Below are 26657 nucleotides of genomic sequence, written 5' to 3' on the forward strand. Positions count from 1 at the left end.
GATATGCAGGAAATACCTTGGGGCATATTGTTATTGTTTGGCGGCGGCTTAAGTTTGGCAGCGGCAGTTTCAAGCTCTGGTTTAGCCTCTTGGTTAGGCCAGAGTTTAGTGCAGCTCAATACGCTCGGTTTGATTGTCTTGATCGTTTGTGCCACCGCCATGGTAATTTTTCTAACGGAAATGACCAGCAACTTGGCCACTACAGCAACATTTTTACCCGTGGTAGCAGCCATCGCTCTGCAAATTGGGGGTGCGCCTATCAGCCTGACAGTACCGGTAACACTCGCAGCGAGTTGCGCCTTTATGCTACCTGTAGCCACACCGCCCAATGCCATAGTGTATTCGTCGGGCTATATAAGCATTCCACAAATGGCTAAAGCCGGATTCTTGTTAAATCTGCTGGGCATAGTGCTGGTAACGTTGGTATCGGTGTTTATTGCACCTTGGGCGTTTGCGCCTTAGAGACTAATAATAAGCCCTAATAAACCTGCAAACTGCGACAATGGCTTAAATCCGACACTTTATGTGGGAATACCTTTAAAGCATTAAGCTGGGCAAAGGCCAGTTGCAGAGTTGCCATGGCATCATCCAAGGCGTTATGCGCTGGCGCTGGCGGGAATCCGTAACGCCGGCAACAATCGCTGAGTACCACACTATCTCGACTGAATACCGCTTGGGCACGGTTTAAGATGTATTTTTCCAAGCACAGGGTATCCAAGCTGAGCATGCCATCCAGTGGAATATCGAGCAGCCGCATATCCCGCGATAACACTTGGGTATCGAGGGGCGCATGATGAAATACCCAAATATGCGAGTGCAACATGGTTGCCAATTTTTGTAGAGCTGGCGCTAGTGCATCACCTTGGGCGATATGTTCGGCAGTTAAACCATGGATCACTGGGCTTTGTTGCAAATCTTCGGCAGTGTTAATCACCTGATAAAAAGCACTAGTGAGATCAGTTTGGCCGTTGATGCCACTTACCCAACCAATGGAGGTAATAGCAGCAACAGAGGTATCCAGCGAGGTTAACTCTAAATCAATGGCTAACAGCGGCACATCCTGCCAATGTTGGTTTTTCCATTTTTCAGGTATTCCCGCACTGACACCCAAAAACTTTTTACTTTTATGCCACCAATTCACTTAACTCATTTCTCCACAAAATTTCATCAAGGCACCTTGCTGTGCCACCTGAATGGCCTGAAAAGCCGCTTTTAACTGATGTTTTTCAATAGCGGATAAGTCTTTAATTAATATGCTGTTATTAGTGACTTTATTACTAACCTGATGACGCCAACGTAAACGATTTAAGAATAACCAGATATCCCGCAAATTATCCGCATCGCGTTTAGTTAAACTGTCCTCACTGGGTAGATTAGCCAAACGGCTTAAGGTGCTGGGCATACTCAATTGGGCTGATAAGGCATAAATTCGCACAAGAGAGTTAATAATATTTAAGGCGTACTTTTTAAGATTGATGGCATCGGCGGTACCTTTGTCATAGGTAAAACGTTTGAACATCGACAAAGGCACACTCAAGTCACCCACTTGCCGTGCCAATAAGGCTAAAAAGCGGCTTTGATTAAACAAAGGGCTGCGTGCCTGATGCAGTTGCTTAAACAGATTGATGTTGCCTGCAACGGGGCGCACATCCAGAAAAATATTAAAACTTAACAAAGCTTTAGGTGTGGGTGAATCAATCCAAGTATGGGCCTCACTAATCGCTTGTTCGAGGGACAAACGTAATTCTGGATTGCTCGCCATGATGTTGCCTGTGCATGAAGCAATGCCACATTTATTGAGGCCCTTACACACATAGTCCGACATCAAGGCAAAATACTCAGCCTCTGTTTCATCGGGTATCCTGGCCAATAACAAACCGTTATCTTGATCAGAACCCATGGTTTGGTCTTCTCGCGCCTGCGAGCCATAAACCAGCCAACAATAATCAAAAGGTGGCATACCATGTTTGATTTGGAAAAAGTCGATTAATTTGCGGGTCATGATATCGGTAGCTTGCGACAGAATTTTGCCCGCCACATCAAAATCCCCCAGACGTTTAGCATGGGTAGAAAAATACTGAGGTAATTGCCACGACAGACGGGTTAACTCATACAGGCTTTGTGCCTTCATCAACTCGCCAATAATAAACAGTACGTTAGCCCTTTGATAACGCAGCATGTCGGTGGCGGTGACCAAACCAATGGGCAGCAATTTATTGCTTTCGACTATGGGCAAATGATGAATATTCATTTCCGTCATCAAACATAAAGCGTCAAAAAGCGTATGTTGTTTTTCGATGTAACAAGGATTGGCTGTCATGACTTTTGCAACGGGCTCTTGCATATCAACCTGGGCAGCCACCACGCGGTTACGAATATCTCGGTCGGTCATAATGCCTACCAGTTGTTCTTCGTCATCGATAAAATCGGTGATCATCAAGGTCGAGACTTGTTGCTGCGCCATCAATTGCACAGCCAATAAAATCGGCGTGTCTTGCCTGGCACTAACCAATTTTTCGCTCAAGACTTCTGCTAAAGGTTTATGCAGCCAAATAGAGTTTGAATCGTCAATAGCTTGGTTGTGCAGGGTTTGTTCTTTGTAAGCGCTAAAAAATAACTGCAACTCCGGTATAAGTTGTAAATTGTTAGCTAGCGCTTCACTGGGAATGACATAGACCAGACCGGGATGATTTACCGTCAAAAATTCAGGGTTAAAAGCCTGTTGTTTAGCCACCAAATGACCAAAATAATCACCGTCACTCAGATGGCTCACACTGCCATCCGGCTCTTGCAAACTAAACTGACCTGACTGGATCAGAAATAAACTGCTTAGATTATCCTTTAGCAAGGTGGAGGCATTTTGGGCAGTTAAATATAATACTGAGCAGCTCGTAGCCAGCGCCGTAAGCTGCTGCGGCTTAAGTTTGTCAAAAGGTGCCGAAGTGGCTAAAAAGTTAATAACTTGCTGGGGAACCGCGTGCATATACACACTCTCTTAATACTGAAAAATATTCAAATAACTCAGTGATTTGTTAACACTAAACGTACAAAATCGGCTTCTGGCAAGGGGCGGTAAAAATGAAACCCTTGAATAGCAGCGATAGCTTTATCACGAAAATAATCGGCTTCGGCCTGATTCTCGACCCCTTCAATAATACATTCCAAGGAAAAATGACTGCTGATATCGATCATCGCATTCACTATTACACGATTATTGGAAGACAAATGAATATCGGTAATAAAACTACGATCAATCTTCACTGCCTGTAAAGGCAGTTTATGCAGATAAGAAAGCGATGAATAACCATTGCCAAAATCATCCAACATAAAATACAAACCCTGTTCACGCAAAACTTGCATGGTATGGATGGCATTGTCAATATTAACCAAGGCCACTCCTTCAGTGATTTCAAGGCGCAGATGGGTAGGCTCGATTTGATGTTCAACCACTGCTTTATTCAACTTGGCGACAAAATTTGTTTGACTGAAATAGCGAGGGCTAATGTTAATACTCAAATACTTTAACGCCGAAAAAACGTTTTTCTGAGTCAATTCTGCAATCAAACCACAGGCCTTGTTCACTACCCATTGGCTAATATCGACAATCAAACCTGATTCTTCGGCGATAGGAATAAAGTCAGCTGGACTCACCCAACCAAGATCAGGGCTGTGCCAACGTATCAACGCTTCAGCGGCGATAATCTGCCCAGATTTATTAACCAAAGGTTGATAGTGGAGTGAAAACTGTTGTTCACGCAGGGCAATATGCAGGTGTTTTTCAATATTTATGCGTTTATCCGACAGCACCTGTAGCTCATGGCGATAAAACGCATAATTGTTGCGAGTATTGCGTTTAACTTGATACATAGCGATATCAGCATTTTTAACTGCCGCATTACAATGTTGTTTTAAGTTTAAATGCTGGTTATTGGTAAAAACCGGAAATACACAGATACCTATACTCAATGAAACATTAACAGAGCAATGTTTAAGTTCTAGCGGAGTCGCTGTCATACGTAACATTTTTTGCGCTATGCGGCTGACGGTAGTTTCTACCTCGGCGGCGCTTTCACCTAGCTGTGAAAGGGTCATAATAAATTCATCACCACCTACCCGCGCCAATGCATCACCATTACGCACGCAACTTTTCAACAAATTAGCGACGCTAATGAGTAATTCATCTCCCACGCCGTGGCCTAGCGTGTCATTAACCAACTTAAAACGATCCACATCAATATATAACACCGCGCCGCAACTATGTTCACGCAGTGCCTTGGCTACATTTTTTTCAAGACTTAAGTTAAACATTTTACGGTTAGGTAAACCGGTCAGATGATCAATATACGTTTGTTCGATAAGCTGCTGTTCGACTTTTTTGCGGTTTTTAATTTCATCAAGCAAAAACTGATGTTCGATACAGGCCTGACAACTAAGCGCCAAACGGCTGAGCAAAGGCCTTAATGCCTGCAATACCATGTTTTCTATCGCGACTTGTTTACGTTGTGCAGCCACTACGCCCACATCCGTAATCCGTAACAAATACCAATGCTTTTTTTCATACTGCAATGCACTAATATTTTGCTCGGGCATCACATAAAACTGGGCAATTTGCTGATTTAGCCAATGTTGCTCGTCACTGTCACTCAAGGTCTGCGGAGAGCTTAAATAGGCCTTGTCGATATTATGGGTAAGGCTGATGTCAGGATTACGGATAAACATCTGAATAGCGCTCAAACTTAAACGCTGTTGCATGCGCCCTATAAAAACTTCTAGCATCACCGCTAGGTTTAAATCCAAACCAATGCTCATGGCCAGTTCATGTTGAATGGAAACAAGTTGCAGAGTACGGTTGTTTTGATCCATATCAGTTACTCTGTAAGCCAGTGATAGCTTTAGTACCAGTTGTCTTAGACTGCTTGCAACTGAGCACCGTTACTGCGGTTTTATTATGAAAATTAATCGAGCCTGCCGCACCTGAGGCGATTTCACCCAACACCAGTACCCCAATAATCGCCTGATTTTCGTTTACTGTGCTGCTTATCCCCTGTAATTCTTCGACAAATCTGTCCTCTAGAAACAACTGCCGACTAATACAGTCAAACAAAAAACCATCATAAAAAGTATGGCTAGCAGAATATTCGCTCAACACCTCTTGTACCGCATTTACCGAGGCACTAATCAGATTATCGGCCTCGCCATGTAAGATATATAACATGGTATTGTCAGGAATTTTACCGACACACACCATATGGTTTTGTTCGCAGGTGATAGGGTCACGCACCAGCACATCATCATCTAAACGTTCGATGCCAAAAGGATAGGTTTTGGCGATAGCAAAAAACTCATGTTCGCTAAATTTTAACCCGCTGTGATGCTCAATGACTTGCTGATAAACTTCCAGTGCAGGCTGAAAATTCAGTTGTTCAACAACATTACCATCAACTTGATTAGCCAAATAAGGACCGGCTAATTTCTGCCAACCGTGGGCTATGGCGAGTTCTAGCTGATTACTCATGCCTACCAGCAACATGGCATCTTGACTGAGCCCCTGATTAGTAAACAAACAAGGTTTTTGTTTAAAACTCAATGAGCCTGCACCACCACCAACAACTCGTATAGAGTGGCCAACCTGATTAAACAGATGTTGCAGACAGGGATCAATATTACGTGCCAGACCATCCACCAGCACCATCATCGAGGGACAACTCAACAGTTGTGGTGTTAATGTAAATTTGGGAGAACTTAGGGTACTTAAATTACTGAGCAACTCGATATGCACGTTTTGGCTTACGCCTGCCAGTAACACCCCCGTATTTTTAACCTCACCAGCAAACAACAAACCCGGAAAGATCCCACCAAAAATAGGAATATGTTGAGACTGTAAAAACGCTTCAATCAAGGCTAAATCTAATGAAACATCATCGGCACAGTGCAGCATCAAGGCTGCTGGATTAGTTTGAATGGTAGCACTAAGGAGTTCTGTCAGACTTTGTTCGGAAACCCTGTCAGCAAATTGAACTGAAGTAAACAATGCACTCAAAATCTTTCCCTTGTTTTATGAACAGCCAACGCTAGTAATAACTAACTTAATACTGCCAATCTTTATTTACCCTTTCAGCAGTCAGGTGAATATACTAACCTTCTGGCGGCGGTGCAACAGAGTCTCGCTCTACTAATTCAGCTAAAAATAAATGAGTACGACTACCGATCTTTTTATTCGGCTCATTGAGTTCAATTGCCAGATTAGAAGCATAGTTGGCCATTTCTTCCACCGGATAATGCATAGTAGTTAGTCTAGGACGGCATGCCCGAGCTAAGGGTAAATCATCAAAACCAATCACCGAAACATCTTGAGGTACCCGTAAACCTGCAGCAAACAAGGCGTGGATAGCACCAATTGCCATTAAATCGTTATAGGCTAAGATGGCGGTAAACTTACAGCCTTTAGCCAATAAAGCATTAACAGCTTGCTCACCCCCTTCGATATTGGCCGTGGATTCTTCAATCGCGGTATTGGGTAAGTCGATTCCTGCTCGCTCTAAGGCTTGTCGAGTACCTTGCACCCTGAGTTCAGGGTCGCCATTACGATAAATACTGGTGACGACGGCAAATTTACGGTGGCCCTTATCCAACAAATATTGAGCAGCTTGTTCTGCGCCTTGTACATTATCGAGCCACACACAACGATTAGCGATTTTAGGAATATAACGATTAATCAATACCAAACCTGGGATGTCATTGGCCAGTTTGGTCAGGGTTTTATGATCCGAATAATCACTGTGCAGTATGATGCTATGACAGTTATGTTCACGCAGAGAATTGAGTGCATCAAGTTCAGATTTTGTCTCATACAGTGAGTTAGCCATTAATAGTTTATAGTTATTTTCTCGTGCGGATTTTTCCACACCACAGGCTAAGGTGCCAAAAAATGACATGGATAACTTAGGTGTAACCACACCGATAGTACGACTGGTTTTACCCACTAAAGCCTGAGCATTACTGTTGGGCCGATAGCCTAACTCTGCAATGACTTTTTTCACCCGTGCACGACAAACTGGACCGACTTGAGCACCATCATGGATCACCCTAGATACTGTGGCAGTTGAAACTCCAGCTATGCGCGCCACATCCTTAATTGTCACCATTGTAGTCATTCTCTTTTATTTATTATTTTCATCTATCTGATAGCGTATCAGTGCCCACGCCAATATGCTAAACGTAAAGGTCCCACCAGCCAAGATTAGGCGCATAATAGTTAAACTGTCGGATGATTGATGGCTGCCTAAATCCGCATCAAAACCACTTAGATTTAAACTCAAGCCAGCAAGTAATATTGCCAGCCCAGCACTCAAATTTGCAACTAAGGTAAATAGTGCAACAAATCGTCCTTCTGAATGCTGCCCAGTTCGCTGGCTATGTTGGTCACTCGTATCGGCAATAATGGCCGGTATCACGGTACTCATGGCACTCCAAATCAGCGTACATAATAAGGCATCAAATACTATCCACAGACCAATACCCGGTACAAACAAAAACCACTTAACCAAGCCACCTAAGGCAGTTAGCAACAAGACCCCTCGCAGCACCTTGATTTTGCCTGCTCGAGTAGACCATCTGAGCAACAAGGGAATGGCAAACATACCCAACAGAGTATAAGCCGTTGATAACCAGCCTTTATCAATTGAACCCAGAATTAAATCGCCGCCATGTACATAATAAACCAGTAGGTAATAATCCATGCTGGCACTAAAAGCACTGCCACCCAATTGCAAAACACACACCAGTAAAATAATACTCAAGGTTTTATTGTGTTTAAGTAATTCGACACTGTCTCTAAGTCTTATGCGGCTTGAGGGCTGTCTGACAAACGCTTGTTCTTGGCAAAAAATCGCTGGCAACATACCCAATAAGGCAATCACCCCTATGCCCACACCCCAGCCAACCACTTTAATGCCAAAAAATACCGAAGAAAATAGCGCCAGTTGTGCCAGTGGAAATAACCATTGATACAACAAAGTACCGAGTTTAACGAAGTAAGTGGTAAAGCCCATTAGAGCTAAACGATTTTGTGGATCCCGGCTTATTTCAAAAGATAGGCAGGTCATGGGTACATTTAAAAATACGTAGCCGCAGTAAAGTAGTAAGGACGTCAGCGCAAAATACGCTAACTGACTGTGCGCCGACCAATGCTCTGGTACCATCCATACTAGGCCGTACAATAAACCACAAATCCACGCAGACACAAAAATAAAAGGACGCCGTCGTCCAAAGCGACTGTGGTATTGGTCGCTTAGATGCCCCACCCATGGATTAAGCAAGGACGCCAATAAAAATGGCAGGATCAAAACTATACTGAGTAAAAAAGGATCGATCCCTAGGGTCATTTGATAAAAGGGAATAGCCAGCACCATCAGGCTTTGATTAACAAACGAAGTAGCAAAAAAGCCTGCGCCTAAACTCCACTTTTGTTTGTTTGCTATGTGCTGGGGCAAATCCCCTCCTTTTAGTGACAAGCAGCGAGTAATGAGTTGCAAAGCAGCGTAATAGCGCTTTGCTTTATCTTAGCGGTAGCCACGAGCTTACGACGCTCGAAGCTGTTTTACTTTAGCTCGCGACTCGCGGCTCAGCGCCCGCAGCAGCTTTTAGCGTTTAAGCAGTTTAACCTCGGCTATATCAATAGCATGCCAGCCACTTGGCTTATCGTATTTCTGTCCCGCAAAGACAAACTGCAATCCTTGTAGTTGATTTAGCTGTTTAAGCCAAGAGGTATTTTCCGCTTTGTTGTTAGCGGGATAAGAGGCAGGCATAAACATCGGATAGCTTTGGGGAAACAGTGTATCGGTGGCTTTAAAGGCTGACAAAGGCAATAACAAATATTGCCACTCTGTAGTAACATCCAGTTCCATCCCCCGAGCCAGACCATCAGCATCCAATAAACTAAACTGTAGATGCTCCGTTTGCTGCACTGCCCGCAGTTTTATGGCTAGCGTATTGTATTGACTAAGATCCCCTTGTAATAACTGATTATCCGCCGCCAGCGTCATGCGTAGCAACGGATTTTGTGCAACAGATAAATCCATCTGCGACAAACGTAAAGCCGCGCCCTGTCCCTGTTGTCCGATAACGTACTCCCACTTAGATTTGGCACTGTTGGGGTAAATTAAGTTGTGGCTATCTAACAAAGCATCAAACACCGTGACTGGTGCGCCAGCGGGTCGTAACTCAGTCTGCCAGTAAGCTTGCGAGGCAACAAAATCCCATTCATCAGGCGAACCTTGTATACCTCCGGGAAAGGTAGTGTTCTGGCTCTTTTCAGTAATCACAAAAACGTATTCCAGTTGCCCAGCAGCAGACCATTCTGGCTTATTGTGGGGCAAACTCACTGCATAATGATTCGCGCCAGTCTCGTGCATGGTTAAAAGACTGAAATTTTTATGCCCTCGATAACGGATGGCTAATTCGACCTTATCGGGCTGTTGTTCACTACCCACTTGCAGCTTAAACTTAAAATTATCATTTACACTGATTTCCCGCTGATTTTGATGACTGATGGTCAGCGCAGGTTTGGCCAACTGAGGTACTAAAAAGACCCTGTCGATAGCATTTAATAATGATTTCTGTGGTTTATGACGGGACAATAAATACACGCCGGGATTGACAGTAACACTGCCTTTATCAGCCTGAATTATTAAATTATTACCTTGGTTTAGCCCCTGAATAACATAGTTTTTACCCAAATCGGCGAGGGCCAGTTTAAGAGTATGAGAACGGGCATATAAACGTCCCACTTCACGTTTCAAACTAGCACTTTGATAAGGATCTTGTAGCTGCAACACATCGGGATACACTTCTAAACGCCAGTTACCCTCACTGATTTTATCCAGAAAATAGGCGCCGCTACCTTGGTAACTCACCACTGGCGACGAACCCACACCGGCAATTTTTTTAAGTTGTTTACTGTTTAAAGGCTTGTTTTGAGTCGAGTTGGAATACAAAAATTGCTCTGGGCTGTTAAGAACACTCAAATCCTGCTGATAATCCACACTCACCTGACTGCTGCCAGCAGTAAAATTGTTGCTTGCAGGGTAATCAGCCTGTTGTTGTAAAAGTGGCACTTGCCTGAACACCTCTGCCGCGATCATAAAACTAATGGCCTTGGCTGGAGTGTAAAGCAGGTTTAAATAGTGGGTATTGTAGTCGGAATTAGTATCGGCAATGGCCGCTGGGTCGTAAGCAAACTGAGTTGCCCATTGAAAACCAGCCTCTTTAAAACTGCGTGCCATAGCGGGGTACATTACCGATTTGGCAGTATCTGCTGCATCAAATTCATAGATCATTCTGGCCTTGGTTTGACACGCCGCAATCTCTGAAAACGGATTAGTATAATGAGCCACACTGCTTAACATATTCGAGGTTAATTGGGAGTTTTTAACTAAGCCAGTTGGATACCACTGATAAGCCACCCCATCTATCGAAGTTGAACAAAGTCTGGCGGCAAATTTAGGGTTATTACCCTGCTCACTAATGTTATAAAACAGCGGTTTAGTAATACCCAGATCGCGTACGACCTTAACAAGTCCCTCAATATAAACTTCATTGTTTTTTAGGCTATCTTCGTGACGTGGTTCGTTAAATAACTCTATCGCTATTACATTAGGATCTTGGCCGTAACTTAATCCAGTGTAAGAGTTAATATGGGTGAAAAACTGCTTAAGGTAGTTGTGCTGGGCTGTGATGGCCCGAGCATTGTGGTTCATATCGCCTTTACTATAGAAAGACGCAAAACCCGGTTCATCGGGATCAGGCTCAGGATAACCACTGCCCCACCAAGCAATGGGAGTAATGATCACCCGAATCCCATGCTCAGCCAATTTGGCTAATAGATAATCAAACAGCTGTAGATGTTCGTTAACCAGCAAGTTGCCTTGCTGATCACTGATTTGCCTGTCCCAGATATGTACTCGATACGCATCTAAACCCAGTCTGGCGATGTGATCCACATCCATATCAATGGCGGTTTTGTGATCAATACCACGTTTTTTTAAGGCTCGATAACTGTAGGCAAATGGCACTGCATAGTTCACTCCAAACAAGGCCACTTCTTGACCTTGTTGACTGCCGTTGCTGTAACGTAGCACGCCATCAACTACGTGGGCATCGGCAGGCAACTGCTTTTGTAATTGAGTTGCCAGCACGGTATTACCGGCAAAACAGCACAGCAATACAAGTCCATAAAAACCCTGTTTAATCTTCATTAGCAAAGCCTTATATTTATTACTGTAGTTTAAGCTCAGAGCTAACAATAGCCGAATTGCCGGTACGAGCAGTAATACTGGCTCCCTGCAAAGTACTGCCAATACGCACTAACACAGCCCCAGTACCTTGTTCAGTAAACACAGCTTCAGGGTTCATGATTTCAATATCACCCTTCACTGCAAAATCAATTTGTTGACCGTTAACCGGTACAGGATTTCCTACTGCATCCTGTAACTGAGCATAAACAAATAGCACATCGTTTTCTCCAGCTGCTGGTGCTACACCGCTGCTATCAATACGCAGACTGATTTGGCTTATTTCACCCGGTGTAATAACTTTATCGCTAGCCACTTCAACCCCATCGATAAAGGCTTTAGCCGACAGTTCACCTGCTCTAAATTTACCAAGGTCAAACTCAACAGGTGGATGGCTTAAGTTCTCTGATAATGCATTAATGCTAGGTTGTTGACGGCCAATTAGCTGGCCATTTAACCACAACTCTACTTGCTGAGCGTTGCTGAATACACGTACTTGTGGGCTTGAATCCGCCGTCCATTCGCTAGCGATTTTAACCATAGGGCCTGCATCGAATTTGTCCGATGTTAAGGCAGGATCACGCTGACTCTGGAAAAAGTAATAACTGTATTTAGGCAAACGATACAAACTCATAATGCCCGAGGCTTCTAAGTCGTCGGCATAACCACGGTTATAATCAAACATCACCCAATAACCATCAGCATAAGCCGGGGTGCTGAGGTTGTCGTTGTGTGCTTCTTGAATATTGCGCGCTTGCTGTAATAAACGAGCTTCGCCGCTGCTTAATAACTGGCGACTAGTGCGTTCATCTTCTTTCAAATCAGCCCAACTATCCTGATTTAAACCGGCATTTTGCGCGTAATATTCCCAATCACCGTATTCAGAGACATTGTAAGGCACAGTGGGCGTTTCGTAGTGTTGCAAGCGATGCTGACGAGCTTGTAAATACATGTCATAACCCTGCTGCCAACCAGCAGAAAATGCGCCAGGGTATTCTTGTTTGACCATGTTATGCAAATCAGCAATAAACTCTTCTGGCATCCAAGACTCATTCAGAGAACATTCAAAAGCCAAAACGCTGGCATAATTGCGGTCGCGGCGAATAAGGTCTCGGCAAGTGCGCAGAACTTGCTCCTTGAATTCAGAATTTTCAGCATAATATTGCCAGCCGAGTATGGCATCGATTAGCACTAATCCCAGTTCGTCAGCGGCCTGCATAAAAGCCGGAGAATGGGGGTAATGAGACAAACGCACATAATCAAAACCAGCTGATTTAATTTTTAACGCATCGCGATAATCAGCTTGGGGCGAAACCGCATACCCCACATGAGGATATTCCTGATGACGATTAACTCCGCGCAAAAAGAACACTTCACCATTGATCAACAACTGCTGTTTATCGTTAAAAGCAAATTCACGTATACCGATTTTACGACTTTGGCTTTCAATAAGCTGCCCATCAAGTTCGATACTGGTATTGAGCTCGTATAAATCAGGATGATTTGGATGCCACAACTTGCTTTGTTTCACGTCGAGCAACTGAGAAAATTGCAGATCACTTTGAGCTTGTAATACCTGTTGTTCTACAACCTCGGCGACGGCTTTGCCTGCAAAACTTAAACGTTGCCGTAGAGTAAAGGCCTTGCTTTCATTGCTATCATTAACCACATGAGTTTGAATCTTAACTTGCGATCCTACTGAGCTAACTTGCGGAAAAGTCACAAACACGCCACCACTGGCCGCTTTGTTTGCCAGTATTTCATCACTGATATACAGCGGTGACTTTACAATAATATTGACCCCACGATACAAACCACCGTAGGTATTAAAATCTAAGGTTTTTAATGGTTTAGGCCCAATGGTAGGGTTGTCGCGGTTATCCAGCTTCACCAATAATTCATTATTTTTAGTAAACAATAATTTGTCACTCAAATCAAAAGTAAAGGGCAAATAACCACCTAGATGACTACCCAGCAATTCGCCGTTTAACCACACCTGCGCATGATTCATCGCCGCTTCAAAACGTAACAGCACTTTATTACCCTGCCAGTCTGGCTGAGTGGTGATGGTTTTACGGTACCAAGCTATGCCCTGCCACTGCTCATTGACCACCATGGGCTCAATATGTGGTGTATGGGGTAAACTGATGTCTTGCCAAACCAGCTTATCTGGCGTTTCCTGCTCACTGCCTTTGGCAAACTGCCAATCTTGACGGTAGTCCAGCTGCTGCGCAGTTAAATGCATAGTTTCCACTGTCTTTTGGCAACTCAATAGCGCCAGACTAAGTAGTAAGACAAGACTGGTTTTAAAGGGCTTTAACACAAGATTCTTCCTATTAATAAAACGAACAAATTTCAGCTTATAGTTGCCGTTATGACGACCTGTAAAACAAAAAAACAGACTGCTCAGCACGCTAAGCAGTCTGTTTAGCTAAGACTTACATTGAATATTGGAAACCAATCAAGAAACGACGGCCCCATTCAACATAATCATAAGGACGTGTGCGGTCGTTATCCCAATAACTAGTTGATGCTTCATCAGTTAAATTCTGACCTTGCAACATCACTTTGAAGTGCTCATTAAACTCATAAGAAATGCTGGCATCTACCGTTGCCTGCGCATCTTGTAATGCTATACGACTGGGGTTCCAACTATTAATTGAGGTGTACTCACTACGATAGTCATAAGAAACTCGCGCTTCAAAACCTTCTTTGTAATACCACAAAGTAAAGTTTGCCACGTCTTGTGATAGACCGGCCAAGGTATAAGGATTATTAACTGGTACAAATTCTTTTACGTCAGCATCAGTATAAGAATAGTTAGCGTATACCCCTAAACCATCAAATGGCGCTGGCAAATTAGTAAAAGCTTGTTGGAATAACACTTCAAAGCCTTTGATTTTGCCACCTTCACCGTTTACTGGGCCGGTGAATTCATAATCAACGCCGTTAAAGTTAAGATTATCCTGAGCGTTTCCAATGTGTGATTTCATATCTTTGTAAAACAATGAAACAGTAATCGCCCCATCGTCACCAAAATAATATTCGTAACCTACGTCAGCTTGGTTGGCGACAAAAGGTTCAAGGGTTGGATTACCACCTGAGGCAGTATTTGGTTCAACCGTTTCATTAATGGCAAAGCCCGTACGCATTTCAATTAAGGGCGGACGTGATAGGGTTCTAGCTAAACCAAAACGTAATTGTGAATCTTCAGTTAAGGTTAGGATGATATTTAACGAGGGTAGAATTTCACTGTAATCGTGATCCACACTTATCGGACTGAGAACATTTGCAATTTGCTGTGTGCCACTCGACGTGGACTCAGTGCTAACATATCTGACACCCATATTTCCCGTATAGTCAAAACCACCAATAGTGCCGCGCAAATTGGCTTGGGCATATAGATTAAAAGTTGTTTCACTGAGTTGCCACGATGCCAGTTTGTCGCCTGCGGATTGGTTGGCATAATCCGCCTGACCAAGGCCACCAAATACCTGCTCAGCCACCAGATCCCAGTCTTTAAAGGTATACATCATCGGTGCAATAATATCGCCACCCATGTCATATTGCAGGCCGTAGTCCGTTAAACCATTATTGGCAATAGGCTCTTTTTGCCAATCAAAAACTCGGTTTTGTTTGTCGCGATCACTATAACGCACACCAAATTCGATGCTTTGGATATCGTTCATATCAATATCACGAGAAAAATCTAACTGAGCGCTGACCATTTCATCAGTTAAATCCCGGTCATCGTCACCAAACATGCCAAAGAAAAATTGCTCCCAATTACCGGGAGAGGTTTCGAGCCAAGTTTCGATACCATCAATGCTATAGTTGTTTGGATTGCCAATATCAGTAAAGGTTAAACCTTGATCGACATTGGGTAATATTTCAACGGCCAAACGATCATTGTCGGCCACACTCCACGTTAAATCATAAGATGGGCCATAATAATTTGAACGAATATCTACCCACACCGAATCAATACTAGCTTGCGAATAACCAACATCGGCTTTAACTGTCCACTCTTGCCCTTCATACACAGCATTTAAGCCAGTACTGATCAGCTCGTTTTCTTGAAACCAAGTGGCGTTATGCATTTCGTGTGAACCAAAAGCTCGTCCACCACCAATCAACTGATCTGTACCGTCGGCTTTAGTAATAATATTGGGTGAGCTGACTGAGTTTTGATAGTCCCAGTTTTGCCCACCCTGCCAATTACCCCAGTTGGTAAAATAATATTGATCTTCACGTTCTTTAATTTCAAATTTTGAGTAGAACAAATCGTATTTAAGGGTCAGATCATCAGTAGGAGCCCATTGCAGTATGGTCATCGCACCAATCCGCTCGTTGTTACCAATTTTGGTGTCAGCCTGACCGCCCCAGGGAGCTGACTCAGGTTTACCGTTGCCGTCTATATCGCCCCGATCAACACCATTGTTGTAATCCCAGGATTCAATACCACGCTGTTGTGAAGGTTGATCTTGATAGGCCAGCCCCAACGCATAACCAAAGTTATCGCCAATTTTATCTACATAACTGAGACTGAACTTTTTACCGGTAGATTGACCACCAGGAAGATCATCAGCCAGTTCATAATGCATTAGATTGCCACTCACAGTAAAAACCCGTTTATCTTTTTTAAGTGGATCAACAAAATCCAAATTAACTAAACCAGAGATCCCCCCTTCCACGTTGCTGGCCATCGGGCTTTTATACACTTGTACTGCACTAACTAATTCGGCGGGGAACTGTTCATAACGTACATCTCGACTAGGCTCACCAGAAACGATTTCGCGCCCATTCATCGTTGCCATATTCAAACGAGGGCCCATGCCACGTATCGAAATACGGCTAGGATTACCTCTATCTCGGTCGGCTGAAATACCGGGCAACCTAGCCAAAGCGTCGGTAATGGTAACGTCGGGCAAGGCACCTAAGTCATCAGTAGAAATAATTTCAACCACTTGTGGCGCGTTACGTTTCTCAAACAAAGATTGTTTTAAGGTTGAAGCAAAACCCCTGACTTCAATTTTTTCAACTTCGTTTGGATCGGCTTTTTCGGTTTCCTGAGCATAAACCATGGGTAAGGCTAAGGCGTTGACTATGGCGGCAGCCATCAGGCTGACTTTAAATGAATTGTTCATATCTTCCTCGGGTCACTATGTAGCAAATAAGTTGTGTCTCTTAGCCTGTTATCCGGCTCTGCAATAAAAAAATATCTTGGCCTTAGTGTTTGCCAAGCTAAGCACTTAAAAGCCAATAACAACTTTATAACATAACTTAAGGTAAACGTTTACCTTAATTTTTACATTAAAGTCTAACAATTAATTTAGTAATTGTTTTTATTGATTATTTTTAAGTAAGCGATTTCTTGAAATTAGACAAATTTAGTAAATTTTATGCAAATTCATTACTCGAGTGTTCAATTTGATTTTGTGTGATACTTCAATTGAAATAATCTGACTTGAAGTGAAAGCCTCCTATAAATCACCTAAAACAGTCCTGTGTTTGACCACAAGACGCAATTCTGATTATATTTGTCGCAATCAAGCAGATGAACCAAATACTAAAATAATAAAAAAGGAGGTTGGTTTGCTGCCATATCAAATACGAGTTAACTATATTGAGGTTGGGCAAATATGAGTGTTCCGAATTGGATGCCATTGGTCGAAGACCTCAAAAAGGCGCTCACTGTTCATAACAGAGCAGCGACAAATTCAGCGGTCACAAAACTGTTAGAAATGAATGCTCCTTTGGGTGAGCACTGGCGCCAATTTGCAGAACTAATGCGTGTAAGCGGTGAAATTACTTTGGCTCACCGTGCTATGGATGCTTTTGTTGCATCAACAGGTAATAATCCAAATGCCCTTTATTCAAAAGCGGTATTGCATACCCAAAGCGGTCAAATGCAAGAGGCTTACAATTTAATCTCCAGTCTACCCGCCAACATCCCTGATCCCGCAGGGCATCAATATGTACTTGGAAGCGCAGCCATGACTATGGGTATGATGGATGAAGCCCGCGAACACCTCATCAAAGCGGTTAAGTTGAAACCTGGTTGGGGCCCTGCCTGGCTGACATTAGCAACTACCATCAACTTTGCCACAGACCCTCTTGCTAGGCGTCTAATTGCTGACAGAAAAGCAGCTGAAAAACAAGGGCCAAGCGATCTAGCTCGCTATTATTTTGCCGTAGGCAAGATGAATGCTAGTAAAGGAAAAGCTGATGCAACTTTTGCCGCCTTTCAAAAAGGTGCTCGTTTGTTACAATTCGAAAATCGCTATAATAGAAAGAACAATGAAACAGGCGCTCAAAAAGCAATGGCTGGTTTCGACAATGGCCTTATCGAAAAACTGAATAAACAAAAGAAGCGCGATACTAGTCGCCCCATCTTTGTTACTGGACTACCAAGATCTGGTACGACTCTAGTTGAACACATCCTAGCTAGTCATAGTCAGATTGCGAATGGCGCTGAACTCAATATCATTCAGCATCTTGGCGCTTTGGTCAAAGGTAATTCTGGCCACGATATCAATACCTTTATAGAGCAAGGTGGTTCAGTTGATGACATGGCCAGCTTATATTTACATTTATTAGACGAACGGTTTGGTACATCTGGGCGAATTATAGACAAAACTGTTGATGCCAGTAGAGCCCTTGGGCTTATCGCTACTGCCCTGCCCGATGCACCACTAATATGGATGCGACGCAACCCACTAGATTCAGCCTGGTCGTGTTTTAAAACCTTTTTTATTCATGGTGTGGCCTGGAGTTATGACCTAAAAGACATTGCTCATCATTTTATGCTTGAAGACCAATTATTGGCTTACTGGCAGCAGCGTTTAGGTAAACGTTTGCTGGTTGTGCCTTATCAGGAATTAGTTACATCACCACAAGAATGGATCAAAAGATTGTTAGTTCACTGTGGTCTAGAGGAAGAGCCGAGCGTATTTAATCCACAAAATACCAAAAGAGTTGTGATGACAGCCAGTGCTTTACAGGTCCGTAAGCCGATTAATCAAGATGGTTTAAACGTGGCTGCACCTTACGTAAAACATATGCAACCCTTTATTGAAAACTATACCCGTATGTAATGCTGAGGGATAAAATGCGTAATATTTTTTAATTTTTTTCGAAACCTCCATTCATTAATTCGAAAGTGTCAGGATTTAAATTTACTAGCCCGACCCTGACAAATGCTTAGCCTGTCTGGTCAAAACGGTAACTTACCGTCGTCACACAGCCACAATAAACATTATATATGTCAATATTATTTACACAAAAATTACGTTTAGACCATTCAGTCTAAAAATATCTAATTATTACAATCGGTTAAAAAATGAGTACGATTTATGCTTAACTAATCGTCTAGCATTTTTTGTTCATTAAATTCACTCAATGCTTGTTAAATAAAAAAATAATTAAATAAAAATCAGAGGAACGTCAATTTATGAAAAAAACACTATTAGCCGCTACGGTGGCAGCAGCACTCGTGTCAGGTTATTCACAAGCAGCGGTTATAAACTTAATTGATGTGGGTGGAGTGACGGGTTCAAAAGCTGAGCAAGGATTTCAAATTGCGGCTGACTATTGGGCCAAAATGTTAACCAATGATGCAACCATTAATTTAAATATTAAATTTGATGCCCTTCCGCCTGGCGTTATAGGTTCTACTGGTAGTACAAAGTCAGATTTACTTGTTGAAAATTGGATTAACGGTGTTAATGCCACCAAAAGTTCGTCAACGATCGATCAGACAGCCGTACTGCCTAAAACTACAAAAGATTTTTTTGGATTCGACTCAATAGTTGATGGCTTAACTGCTGGCGTTGATATTAATGGTTTCAATGATAATACGGTGACTGCTTCATTAGATGGTAAAATTGCTTCTGCAGTGTTATACCAAAATACCTCTGTCCTCAAAGCCATTGGTTATGATGCAGCCTTAGCAGGCGTGGTTGATGGCTCAATGACTTTTAGTAGCACGTTTGCCTTCGATTTTAATCCTCTTAATGGTATTAAAGCAGGTACATTTGACTTTATCGGTGTAGCTATCCATGAGATGGGTCACGCCTTGGGGTTTGTTTCTGGTGTTGACTATTTTGATTTAGTTGGCTTCCCTAATGGACCATATGCTGGGATTTATGGTGACTTCAACGACACGTCAATATTTAGCGCCTTAGATATGTTCCGTTACAGTGCTCCAGGCACATTAGACTTACAAATCGGTGGTAACCCTTATTTCTCAATTGACGGTGGCCAGACTGCTCTGTTCGGCAATACCTTTTCAACTGGCAGGTACAATGGTGATGGTAATCAAGCTTCACATTGGAAAGACGAACCTTTTTGTGGCGCTGGTTTAGGTATAATGGATCCTACCTTTTGTTATGGTCAGATGGGAGTGATTTCTGGTCTAGACTTGGCTGCCTATGATGCGATGGGCTGGAACTTAAGTGTTGATGCTCTGACATATGGCACTAAATCTACTTTCCAAATCTATGCTGAAGCAGTTCCAGAGCCTACAACATGGGCCTTAATGTTAGGTGCTCTTGGTGGTTTAGTAGGTTTAAATCGCCGTAAAAATCGCCAAGCTAAATAAATATTTATAAAGCTAAACAAAAGCCCGCTAGTCAGCGGGCTTTTTATATCAAATTTTACACTCGATTTTATCCACTAAACACTTGTACTAGTGTGCCTGAGCTTCACCCGCGCCACGTGGGTAACGAATGCTTTCAACCAACTGCTGGATCTCTTCAGGTGCTGGTTTGGTAAACTTAAACACGACTAAAGCCACAGCAAAGTTGAGCAGCATACCTATTGAGCCAATGCCTTCAGGCGACACACCTAACAACCAATTATCTGCGACGTTGGCCGCCGGATTAACAAATTTAAAGTAGATAATGTAAGCCGCGGTAAAGATTATACCTGCCAACATACCGGCTATTGCTCCTTGGCTGTTCATCTTTTTAGAGAAGATACCCATGATAATCGCCGGGAAAAACGACGAAGCCGCTAAACCAAAGGCAAAGGCGACCACCTGCGCGACAAATCCAGGTGGATGAATACCAAACCAGCCTGCTATGCAAATCGCCACACCTGCCGCTAAACGGGCATAAAACAGTTCTTTTTTATCCGTGATATTCGGCATTAAATTACGTTTAAGTAAATCGTGAGACACCGAGGTGGAGATCACCAAGAGTAATCCCGCTGATGTCGACAGAGCAGCGGCCACACCACCAGCAGCCACTAAAGCAATGACCCAAGCGGGTAAGTCCGCAATTTCAGGATTGGCGAGTACCACAATATCGCGATCAATGGTCACTTCATTGCGTTCATCACCCGAATAGAACATCTTGCCGTCAGCATTTTTATCTTCCCAGCCAATTAATCCGGTTTTTTCCCAGTTAGTAATCCACGTTGGCGCATCGCTGTAAGGCGTGCCAGTGGCGGCTTGACCTGCAACGGTAGGACCATTAATGGTTTCTATCATATTCACTCGGGCAAAAGCAGCGATTGAGGGCGCAGTAGTGTATAACAAGGCGATAAATAATAAGGCCCAGCCGGCACTCTTACGAGCATCACGTACTTTAGGCACAGTGAAAAAACGCACGATAACGTGAGGTAAACCTGCGGTTCCTACCATCAAGGCTGCGGTAATACAAAACACATCAAACATGCCTTTTGAACCTGAGGTGTATTCATGAAAGCCGAGTTCCATAACCAAACCATCAAGTTTGTCCAATAGATAAACACCGGAGCCATCGCTTAAGGTCGCTCCAAAACCGGTTTGTGGTAGTACATGTCCTGTCATCATCATCGAAATAAACACCGCAGGTACAGTGTAAGCAAAAATCAACACACAGTATTGTGCCACTTGGGTATAGGTAATGCCTTTCATGCCACCCAGCACGGTATAAAAGAACACCACACCCATACCTATGATAACCCCAGTAGTAATATCCACTTCTAAAAAGCGGCTAAAGACCACACCCACACCACGCATCTGCCCTGCCACATAAGTAAAACTGACAAAGATGGCACACACTACTGCCACTGTGCGGGCAGTTTGTGAATAATAACGATCACCAATAAAATCAGGCACAGTAAATTTGCCAAATTTGCGCAGATAAGGCGCCAAACATAAAGCTAATAGTACATAGCCACCTGTCCAGCCCAGTAAATAAACGGTGCCGTCGTACCCCATAAACGAGATCAAACCGGCCATAGAAATGAACGATGCTGCCGACATCCAATCAGCTGCTGTGGCCATGCCATTAGCTATAGGGTGAACGCCGCCGCCCGCGACATAAAACTCCTGAGTTGAACCAGCTCGCGCCCAAATGGCAATAGCAAAATACAGGACAAAGGAAGCCCCAACGATCAACATAGTGAGTGTTTTTAAATCCATCTGTAACTACTCCTCATCCACGCCAAAGCGCTGGTCAATTTTATTCATGGCGTAAACATAATAAAAAATTAATAACACAAAACAATAAATGGCCCCTTGCTGAGAAAACCAAAAACCGAGTTTAAAACCAAAAAGTTGAAACTGGTTAAGTTGATCAACCAATAAAATACCGCAGCCAAAGGATACAACGAACCAAATAACTAAGAGTTTTAACAGTAATAATACTGTGGTGCGCCAATACGCTTGTTTATCATTATCATTTTTGAATCCCACCAGATTCTCCTTAGTTATTATTGTGAATTTGTTAAAAATTTTAGGCTAGTTAAACCCGACAAAAGTAAATTTAAAAGAGATATATTGCAGTTACGATAATTAATAACATTATAGATTTTTATTAACCAGAGCAATAAGTTAAGGATTGAACCATCAAGCCAAAATATCGCACTTTATATAAACTTTTGAATTATCAGGCGAGAAGAAAGGCATTTTATATAGCCTAAGCAACAAAAATATAACATTATTTTCTAGCTGAATTAGCTAGTACTACATGCTCTCACCTTCGTAAATTTCAAATCCTAGATCAATATGGGTTTCACTATTTGTTGCACCATTGATACGTGCAATAAGTTGTTGTGCTGTGACTTGTCCAATTTTGAATCTAGGCGTAATCACTGTTGCTAATGCCGGAGAAGTTAGCTGCCCCATTTCATGCCCATGCATACCGGTAATGGCTATGTCATCAGGTACTCTTATGCCTTTTTTCTTACAGCTTAATAACATGCCAATAGCTACATCATCATTAGTACAAATTGCTGCATCGATTTTTGGCCGAATAGCTAAAATGTTGTGCAAAATTTCTGAACCTAGCCTCATCGACGTGATCTCAGGAGACCTAAAGATGATCGGCTCTCTACCTACTTTTTTGACTGCTATTTCGTAACCTTGTTGCCTGGCTAGATCACGTACGTCACCCTTAGCACCTATGTACGTTATGTTCTGATAGCCTTTGCTCAGCATCCGCTCAGTCATTTGTTTTGCGGCTTCTTCATTATCAAAGCCTACGGCTTGTTGAATGGGTGGCTTACGGGTATCCATGATTTCAGTAACAGGCACACCTGAGCCCGCAATCATGCGCAGGGTATTTTGCGTATGCACACTTTCTGACAGAATTAGGCCATCCACATGAAATGATAATAATGAAGCAATACGTTTTTCTTCAAGCTGTGGTGAATAAGCATAGTGAGCAATCATAATTTGATAACCCGCAGGTTCAGTTACCGACTCAATGCCGCGTAGTACCTCATCAAATACGTGGTTTGAAATAGAGGGAAATAACACCCCGATGGCGTAACTTTTGCCCTTAGACAAAATATTAGGTGCACGGTTAGGGATATAGCCCATGTTGTTAAGCGCATTTTCAATTTGTATACGTGAAGAAGGCGCAACCAATTGTGGATTTTTTAGGTAACGACTCACCGTCATTTTGGTCATACCAACAACATCAGCAATGTCTTGAAGTGAAGTTCTTTTGGATTTCATTGTGGCCTAGAGTGGTATCAATTAGTTTGGTTAGCGTTCAAGTTTTTTGTGGCCAACATGCGACCAAATTATCCTTTAAAACAAATAGCATAGTTCTTTTCTACATTACAGAACTATGCCGATAACGACTCTCCTTAAAAGTACATTTTTATTATGTTAATAATTTTGCGGCTTATTTAACTTCATAAGATCACCTCATTTACTTGTTATGTTACCGGGAACATTTTAGTTTATTAAACAAACTGGCAATACACTTTTTATTAAATATGTCGAATGGTTTCCCGACATAAAAATTCACTTGTCATCCAATTAAAATTTATCAAGGTTAAATCAAATGGAAAAACTTACAAAAACCCGACGTTTCCGTTCTGAAGATTGGTTTGATAACCCTGACCATATCGATTTAACCGCCTTATATTTAGAACGTTTTATGAATTACGGCGTTACTCCAGAAGAACTACGCTCGGGTAAACCTATTATAGGTATCGCTCAGTCTGGCAGTGATCTCGCTCCATGTAACCGTATCCATCTTGAAACCGTCAAACGTGTAAAAGATGGAGTGCGTGCGGCTGGCGGCATTCCCATTGAGTTTCCTACTCATCCTATTTTTGAAAATTGTCGACGCCCCACTGCAGCATTAGACAGAAATTTAGCCTACATGGGCCTAGTTGAAATTCTCTATGGTTACCCGATAGATGCAGTGGTGTTAACCACAGGTTGCGATAAAACCACTCCATCAAATTTAATGGCGGCGTCAACCGTGGATATTCCGGCTATCGTATTATCCGGTGGCCCCATGCTTGACGGTTGGCATGATGGCGAGTTAGTGGGTTCTGGTGCGGTGATTTGGCGCTCCAGAAAACGTCTGGCAGCAGGTGAAATTGACCAAACTGAATTTCTCAATTTAGCCATGAGTTCAGCGCCTTCAGCCGGCCATTGCAATACCATGGGTACAGCATTAACCATGAATTCAGTCGCCGAAGCTCTAGGCATGTCATTAACCGGCTGCGCCGCCATTCCAGCACCTTATAAAGAACGTGGCCAGATGGCCTACCGGACAGGTGTACGTATTGTTGAAATGGCGTATGAAGACCTAGTACCCTCTAAAATTTTAAGCCGTGAGGCCTTTATTAATGCCATGAAAGTCATTGCAGCCATTGGTGGCTCGACTAATGCTCATCCTCATCTAATGGCGATGGCCAGACATGCAGGTGTTGAAATCACCCCCGAAGATTGGAACACCCTAGCAAGACCCATTCATTTGTTGGCCAACATACAACCAGCCGGTAAATATTTAGGTGAACGATTCCACCGGGCAGGTGGCGTACCCGCCATTATGTGGGAGTTGCTCAATGCAGGAGAGTTGCATGGCGACGTGCCCACTGTCACTGGACGTACCATGTCCGAAAACCTGCAAAACCAACAAAGCCATGACCCAGAGGTCATCAAACCTTACTCAACACCCATTAAAAAAGCCGCGGGCTTTGCCGTGTTTTCAGGTAATTTCTTTGATTTTGCCATCATGAAAACCAGTGTTATTTCTGCTGATTTTGAACAGCGTTTTTTATCAAAGCCTGGCAGTAAAGGAGTTTTTGATGCACGAGCGGTGGTATTCGATACCTCAGAACAGTATCACACCACCATCAATGATCCTGCGTTAAACATCGATGGAAACTGCATTTTGGTATTACGTGGTGCTGGTCCAATCGGTTGGCCTGGCTCGGCCGAGGTCGTCAACATGCAGCCACCCGATTATTTAATTAAACAAGGGATCACCAGCTTACCAACCCTGGGTGATGGGCGCCAATCAGGCACGTCTGATAGTCCTTCGATTTTGCATGTTTGCCCAGAAAGCTCAGTGGGTGGCGGCTTAGCTTATATCCAGTCTGGCGATATATTACGTATCGATATTGCCAATGGGATTTGTGATGTGCTGTTAGATAAAGGTGAATTAGCGCTACGTAAACAATCCAGTATTGCCTCTGCGCCAGAATCTCAAACACCATGGCAAGAAATTTATCGCAATACTGTGGGTGATTTATCGCAAGGAGCCGTATTAGAGCTGGGCACAAAATATCGAAAAATTGCGCAAAATTTGCCGCGGCACAATCACTAACTAAAGCAGCATTAATTAAAGAAGCATTAGCCAAGAATCACGAACATGAACTCAATCACTAGGTTTCGAACATGCAACTAACAAGTTATTTACCATCAGATCAATATGCAGGCACATTAATTGGTCGAGCTTGGGTGCCTCAATCCAAAGACTTTCCCATCGCTGGGCCAACACCAATTTGGCTATATGACGCTACTGTTTATGACTTATCTAGTGTAGCCGCGACCTGCTCTGAATTACTTAACATTGGCATCACTAAACAACAGTTAGAGGAGCAGTTAGAAGCGGGCCAATTCAAAGCACTAGGTAGCGTCGAAACTTTATATGCTAACTCAATACAGCGGCCATTAGACAAGGGCTATTTACATTTATTATCACCTTTCGATTTACAAGCTATTAAAGCCTGTGGGGTAACCTTTGCCAGCTCAATGTTAGAACGCGTCATTGAAGAAAAGGCCGAAGGCAACGCCGATATAGCTAAAGATATTAGACAAAAAATTTACGACACTATTGGCTCGTCCATCAGCAAGCTGGTGCCCGGTTCCCAAGAGGCCCTTGAGCTCAAAGAGATACTGATTAAAGAAAATATGTGGTCGCAATACTTAGAAGTAGGTATAGGCCCTTACGCCGAGGTGTTTACCAAATCCCAGCCATTATCGTCTGTTGGTTTGGGCGCCCAAGTTGGTCTACATCCCATCTCAAATTGGAATAATCCAGAGCCTGAAATTGTATTAGCGGTCAATAACCAAGGCCAAATAGTTGGTTGTTCGTTGGGTAATGATGTGAATTTGCGCGATATTGAAGGCCGCAGCGCTTTGTTATTAGGTAAAGCCAAAGATAATAATGCATCTTGTGCTATTGGACCGATTATTCGCTTATTTGATAACAGCTTTTCCTTAGACGACGTGCGAACCTCCATAGTTACCCTGAATGTAAAAGGCGCACAAGATGGCTATGAATTAGACGCCACCAACGACATGACAAAAATAAGCCGCGATGTAGCAGACTTAGTGTCGCAAACCATTTCAGATTGCCATCAATATCCAGATGGTTTGGCATTATTCACTGGCACATTGTTCACACCGACTCAAGACCGCGGCGAAGCAGGCAAAGGTTTTACCCATAAGACCGGCGACATTGTTAGTATTTCGACTAAGTACATTGGCACCTTGCAAAATACCGTAGATTTCTCAAATAAAATCGCTCCCTGGGAATTTGGCATTAGCGCCTTAATGAAAAATCTTGCACAACGCAATTTAATTTAGGAACAACTAATTTAGGAACAATCAATTTAGGAAAG

General features: G+C 43.0%; 17 protein-coding genes. 5 read left to right on the forward strand and 12 right to left on the reverse strand.

Going from position 1 to position 26657, the window contains the following annotated elements:
- Positions 1-462 (forward strand): SLC13 family permease (locus AX660_RS03395; protein ID WP_201027400.1); only part of this gene is annotated, 462 nt, incomplete at its 5' end.
- Positions 463-478: 16 nt separating this feature from the next.
- On the opposite strand, the gene AX660_RS03400 is transcribed toward AX660_RS03395, so the two are convergent.
- The 9 genes from AX660_RS03400 to AX660_RS03440 all read right to left on the reverse strand — a co-directional run bounded on the left by AX660_RS03400 (position 479) and on the right by AX660_RS03440 (position 16438).
- On the reverse strand, positions 479-1141 hold the full coding sequence (locus AX660_RS03400; protein ID WP_068372546.1) for a 3'-5' exonuclease: 663 nt from the start codon (positions 1139-1141) through the stop codon (positions 479-481).
- The gene (locus AX660_RS03405; RefSeq protein ID WP_068372549.1) at positions 1142-2983 is read right to left on the reverse strand and encodes a DUF294 nucleotidyltransferase-like domain-containing protein; all 1842 of its coding nucleotides are present in this window, start codon (positions 2981-2983) and stop codon (positions 1142-1144) included. It lies immediately after the preceding gene.
- A 38-nt stretch (positions 2984-3021) separates the two neighbouring features.
- Positions 3022-4863: a putative bifunctional diguanylate cyclase/phosphodiesterase gene (locus AX660_RS03410; RefSeq protein WP_068372553.1), complete on the reverse strand. Its 1842-nt coding sequence runs from the start codon at positions 4861-4863 to the stop codon at positions 3022-3024.
- 1 nt (position 4864) lies between these two features.
- A complete protein-coding gene (locus AX660_RS03415) occupies positions 4865-6040 on the reverse strand; it encodes an FIST signal transduction protein (protein ID WP_068372557.1) in 1176 nt (391 codons plus the stop codon).
- Positions 6041-6134: 94 nt separating this feature from the next.
- Positions 6135-7145: a LacI family DNA-binding transcriptional regulator gene (locus AX660_RS03420; protein WP_068372560.1), complete on the reverse strand. Its 1011-nt coding sequence runs from the start codon at positions 7143-7145 to the stop codon at positions 6135-6137.
- Positions 7146-7160: 15 nt separating this feature from the next.
- Positions 7161-8492 (reverse strand): MFS transporter, encoded by a 1332-nt coding sequence (locus AX660_RS03425; protein ID WP_082768722.1) that lies wholly within the window; start codon positions 8490-8492, stop codon positions 7161-7163.
- A 150-nt stretch (positions 8493-8642) separates the two neighbouring features.
- Positions 8643-11255, reverse strand: coding sequence for a glycoside hydrolase 5 family protein (locus tag AX660_RS03430; protein ID WP_068372563.1), 2613 nt, complete (start codon positions 11253-11255; stop codon positions 8643-8645).
- A 19-nt stretch (positions 11256-11274) separates the two neighbouring features.
- Positions 11275-13614 (reverse strand): glycoside hydrolase family 2 TIM barrel-domain containing protein, encoded by a 2340-nt coding sequence (locus tag AX660_RS03435; RefSeq protein WP_327082842.1) that lies wholly within the window; start codon positions 13612-13614, stop codon positions 11275-11277.
- Between the two features lie 115 nt (positions 13615-13729).
- On the reverse strand, positions 13730-16438 hold the full coding sequence (locus tag AX660_RS03440) for a TonB-dependent receptor (protein ID WP_068372566.1): 2709 nt from the start codon (positions 16436-16438) through the stop codon (positions 13730-13732).
- 495 nt (positions 16439-16933) lie between these two features.
- Here AX660_RS03440 and AX660_RS03445 point away from each other — a divergent pair, with 495 nt between their 5' ends.
- Positions 16934-18388, forward strand: coding sequence for a tetratricopeptide repeat-containing sulfotransferase family protein (locus tag AX660_RS03445; RefSeq protein ID WP_068372569.1), 1455 nt, complete (start codon positions 16934-16936; stop codon positions 18386-18388).
- Between the two features lie 356 nt (positions 18389-18744).
- Positions 18745-19893 (forward strand): NF038122 family metalloprotease, encoded by a 1149-nt coding sequence (locus AX660_RS03450; RefSeq protein ID WP_068372572.1) that lies wholly within the window; start codon positions 18745-18747, stop codon positions 19891-19893.
- A gap of 87 nt (positions 19894-19980) precedes the next feature.
- On the opposite strand, the gene AX660_RS03455 is transcribed toward AX660_RS03450, so the two are convergent.
- The 3 genes from AX660_RS03455 to AX660_RS03465 form a co-directional block, all read right to left on the reverse strand.
- Positions 19981-21702 carry a sodium:solute symporter family protein gene (locus AX660_RS03455; RefSeq protein WP_068372575.1) on the reverse strand — a complete coding sequence of 574 codons (1722 nt, stop codon included), beginning with the start codon at positions 21700-21702 and terminating at the stop codon, positions 19981-19983.
- A 6-nt stretch (positions 21703-21708) separates the two neighbouring features.
- Positions 21709-21975 carry a DUF4212 domain-containing protein gene (locus tag AX660_RS03460; protein ID WP_068372579.1) on the reverse strand — a complete coding sequence of 89 codons (267 nt, stop codon included), beginning with the start codon at positions 21973-21975 and terminating at the stop codon, positions 21709-21711.
- A gap of 270 nt (positions 21976-22245) precedes the next feature.
- Positions 22246-23241, reverse strand: a complete 996-nt coding sequence (locus tag AX660_RS03465; RefSeq protein ID WP_068372582.1) for a substrate-binding domain-containing protein — start codon at positions 23239-23241, stop codon at positions 22246-22248.
- A gap of 334 nt (positions 23242-23575) precedes the next feature.
- Here AX660_RS03465 and AX660_RS03470 point away from each other — a divergent pair, with 334 nt between their 5' ends.
- Together AX660_RS03470 and AX660_RS03475 are read left to right on the forward strand one after the other, a co-directional pair.
- Entirely contained in the window at positions 23576-25357 is a 1782-nt protein-coding gene (locus tag AX660_RS03470; RefSeq protein ID WP_068372585.1) for an IlvD/Edd family dehydratase, read from the forward strand.
- A gap of 71 nt (positions 25358-25428) precedes the next feature.
- Positions 25429-26622 (forward strand): fumarylacetoacetate hydrolase family protein, encoded by a 1194-nt coding sequence (locus AX660_RS03475; RefSeq protein WP_068372588.1) that lies wholly within the window; start codon positions 25429-25431, stop codon positions 26620-26622.
- Positions 26623-26657 lie beyond the last annotated feature (35 nt).

It is taken from the genome of Paraglaciecola hydrolytica (genome assembly GCF_001565895.1).
GTDB classification, from domain to species: domain Bacteria; phylum Pseudomonadota; class Gammaproteobacteria; order Enterobacterales; family Alteromonadaceae; genus Paraglaciecola; species Paraglaciecola hydrolytica.

What these genes read in the sequence shown, in the direction of transcription:
- AX660_RS03465 (WP_068372582.1), bottom strand. Translation starts at nt 23,241, where the DNA reads ATGAAATCCAAAAGAACTTCACTTCAAGACATTGCTGATGTTGTTGGT.
- AX660_RS03420 (WP_068372560.1), bottom strand. Translation starts at nt 7,145, where the DNA reads ATGGTGACAATTAAGGATGTGGCGCGCATAGCTGGAGTTTCAACTGCC.
- AX660_RS03475 (WP_068372588.1), top strand. Translation starts at nt 25,429, where the DNA reads ATGCAACTAACAAGTTATTTACCATCAGATCAATATGCAGGCACATTA.
- AX660_RS03445 (WP_068372569.1), top strand. Translation starts at nt 16,934, where the DNA reads ATGAGTGTTCCGAATTGGATGCCATTGGTCGAAGACCTCAAAAAGGCG.
- AX660_RS03450 (WP_068372572.1), top strand. Translation starts at nt 18,745, where the DNA reads ATGAAAAAAACACTATTAGCCGCTACGGTGGCAGCAGCACTCGTGTCA.
- AX660_RS03405 (WP_068372549.1), bottom strand. Translation starts at nt 2,983, where the DNA reads ATGCACGCGGTTCCCCAGCAAGTTATTAACTTTTTAGCCACTTCGGCA.
- AX660_RS03455 (WP_068372575.1), bottom strand. Translation starts at nt 21,702, where the DNA reads ATGGATTTAAAAACACTCACTATGTTGATCGTTGGGGCTTCCTTTGTC.
- AX660_RS03470 (WP_068372585.1), top strand. Translation starts at nt 23,576, where the DNA reads ATGGAAAAACTTACAAAAACCCGACGTTTCCGTTCTGAAGATTGGTTT.
- AX660_RS03440 (WP_068372566.1), bottom strand. Translation starts at nt 16,438, where the DNA reads ATGAACAATTCATTTAAAGTCAGCCTGATGGCTGCCGCCATAGTCAAC.
- AX660_RS03430 (WP_068372563.1), bottom strand. Translation starts at nt 11,255, where the DNA reads ATGAAGATTAAACAGGGTTTTTATGGACTTGTATTGCTGTGCTGTTTT.
- AX660_RS03410 (WP_068372553.1), bottom strand. Translation starts at nt 4,863, where the DNA reads ATGGATCAAAACAACCGTACTCTGCAACTTGTTTCCATTCAACATGAA.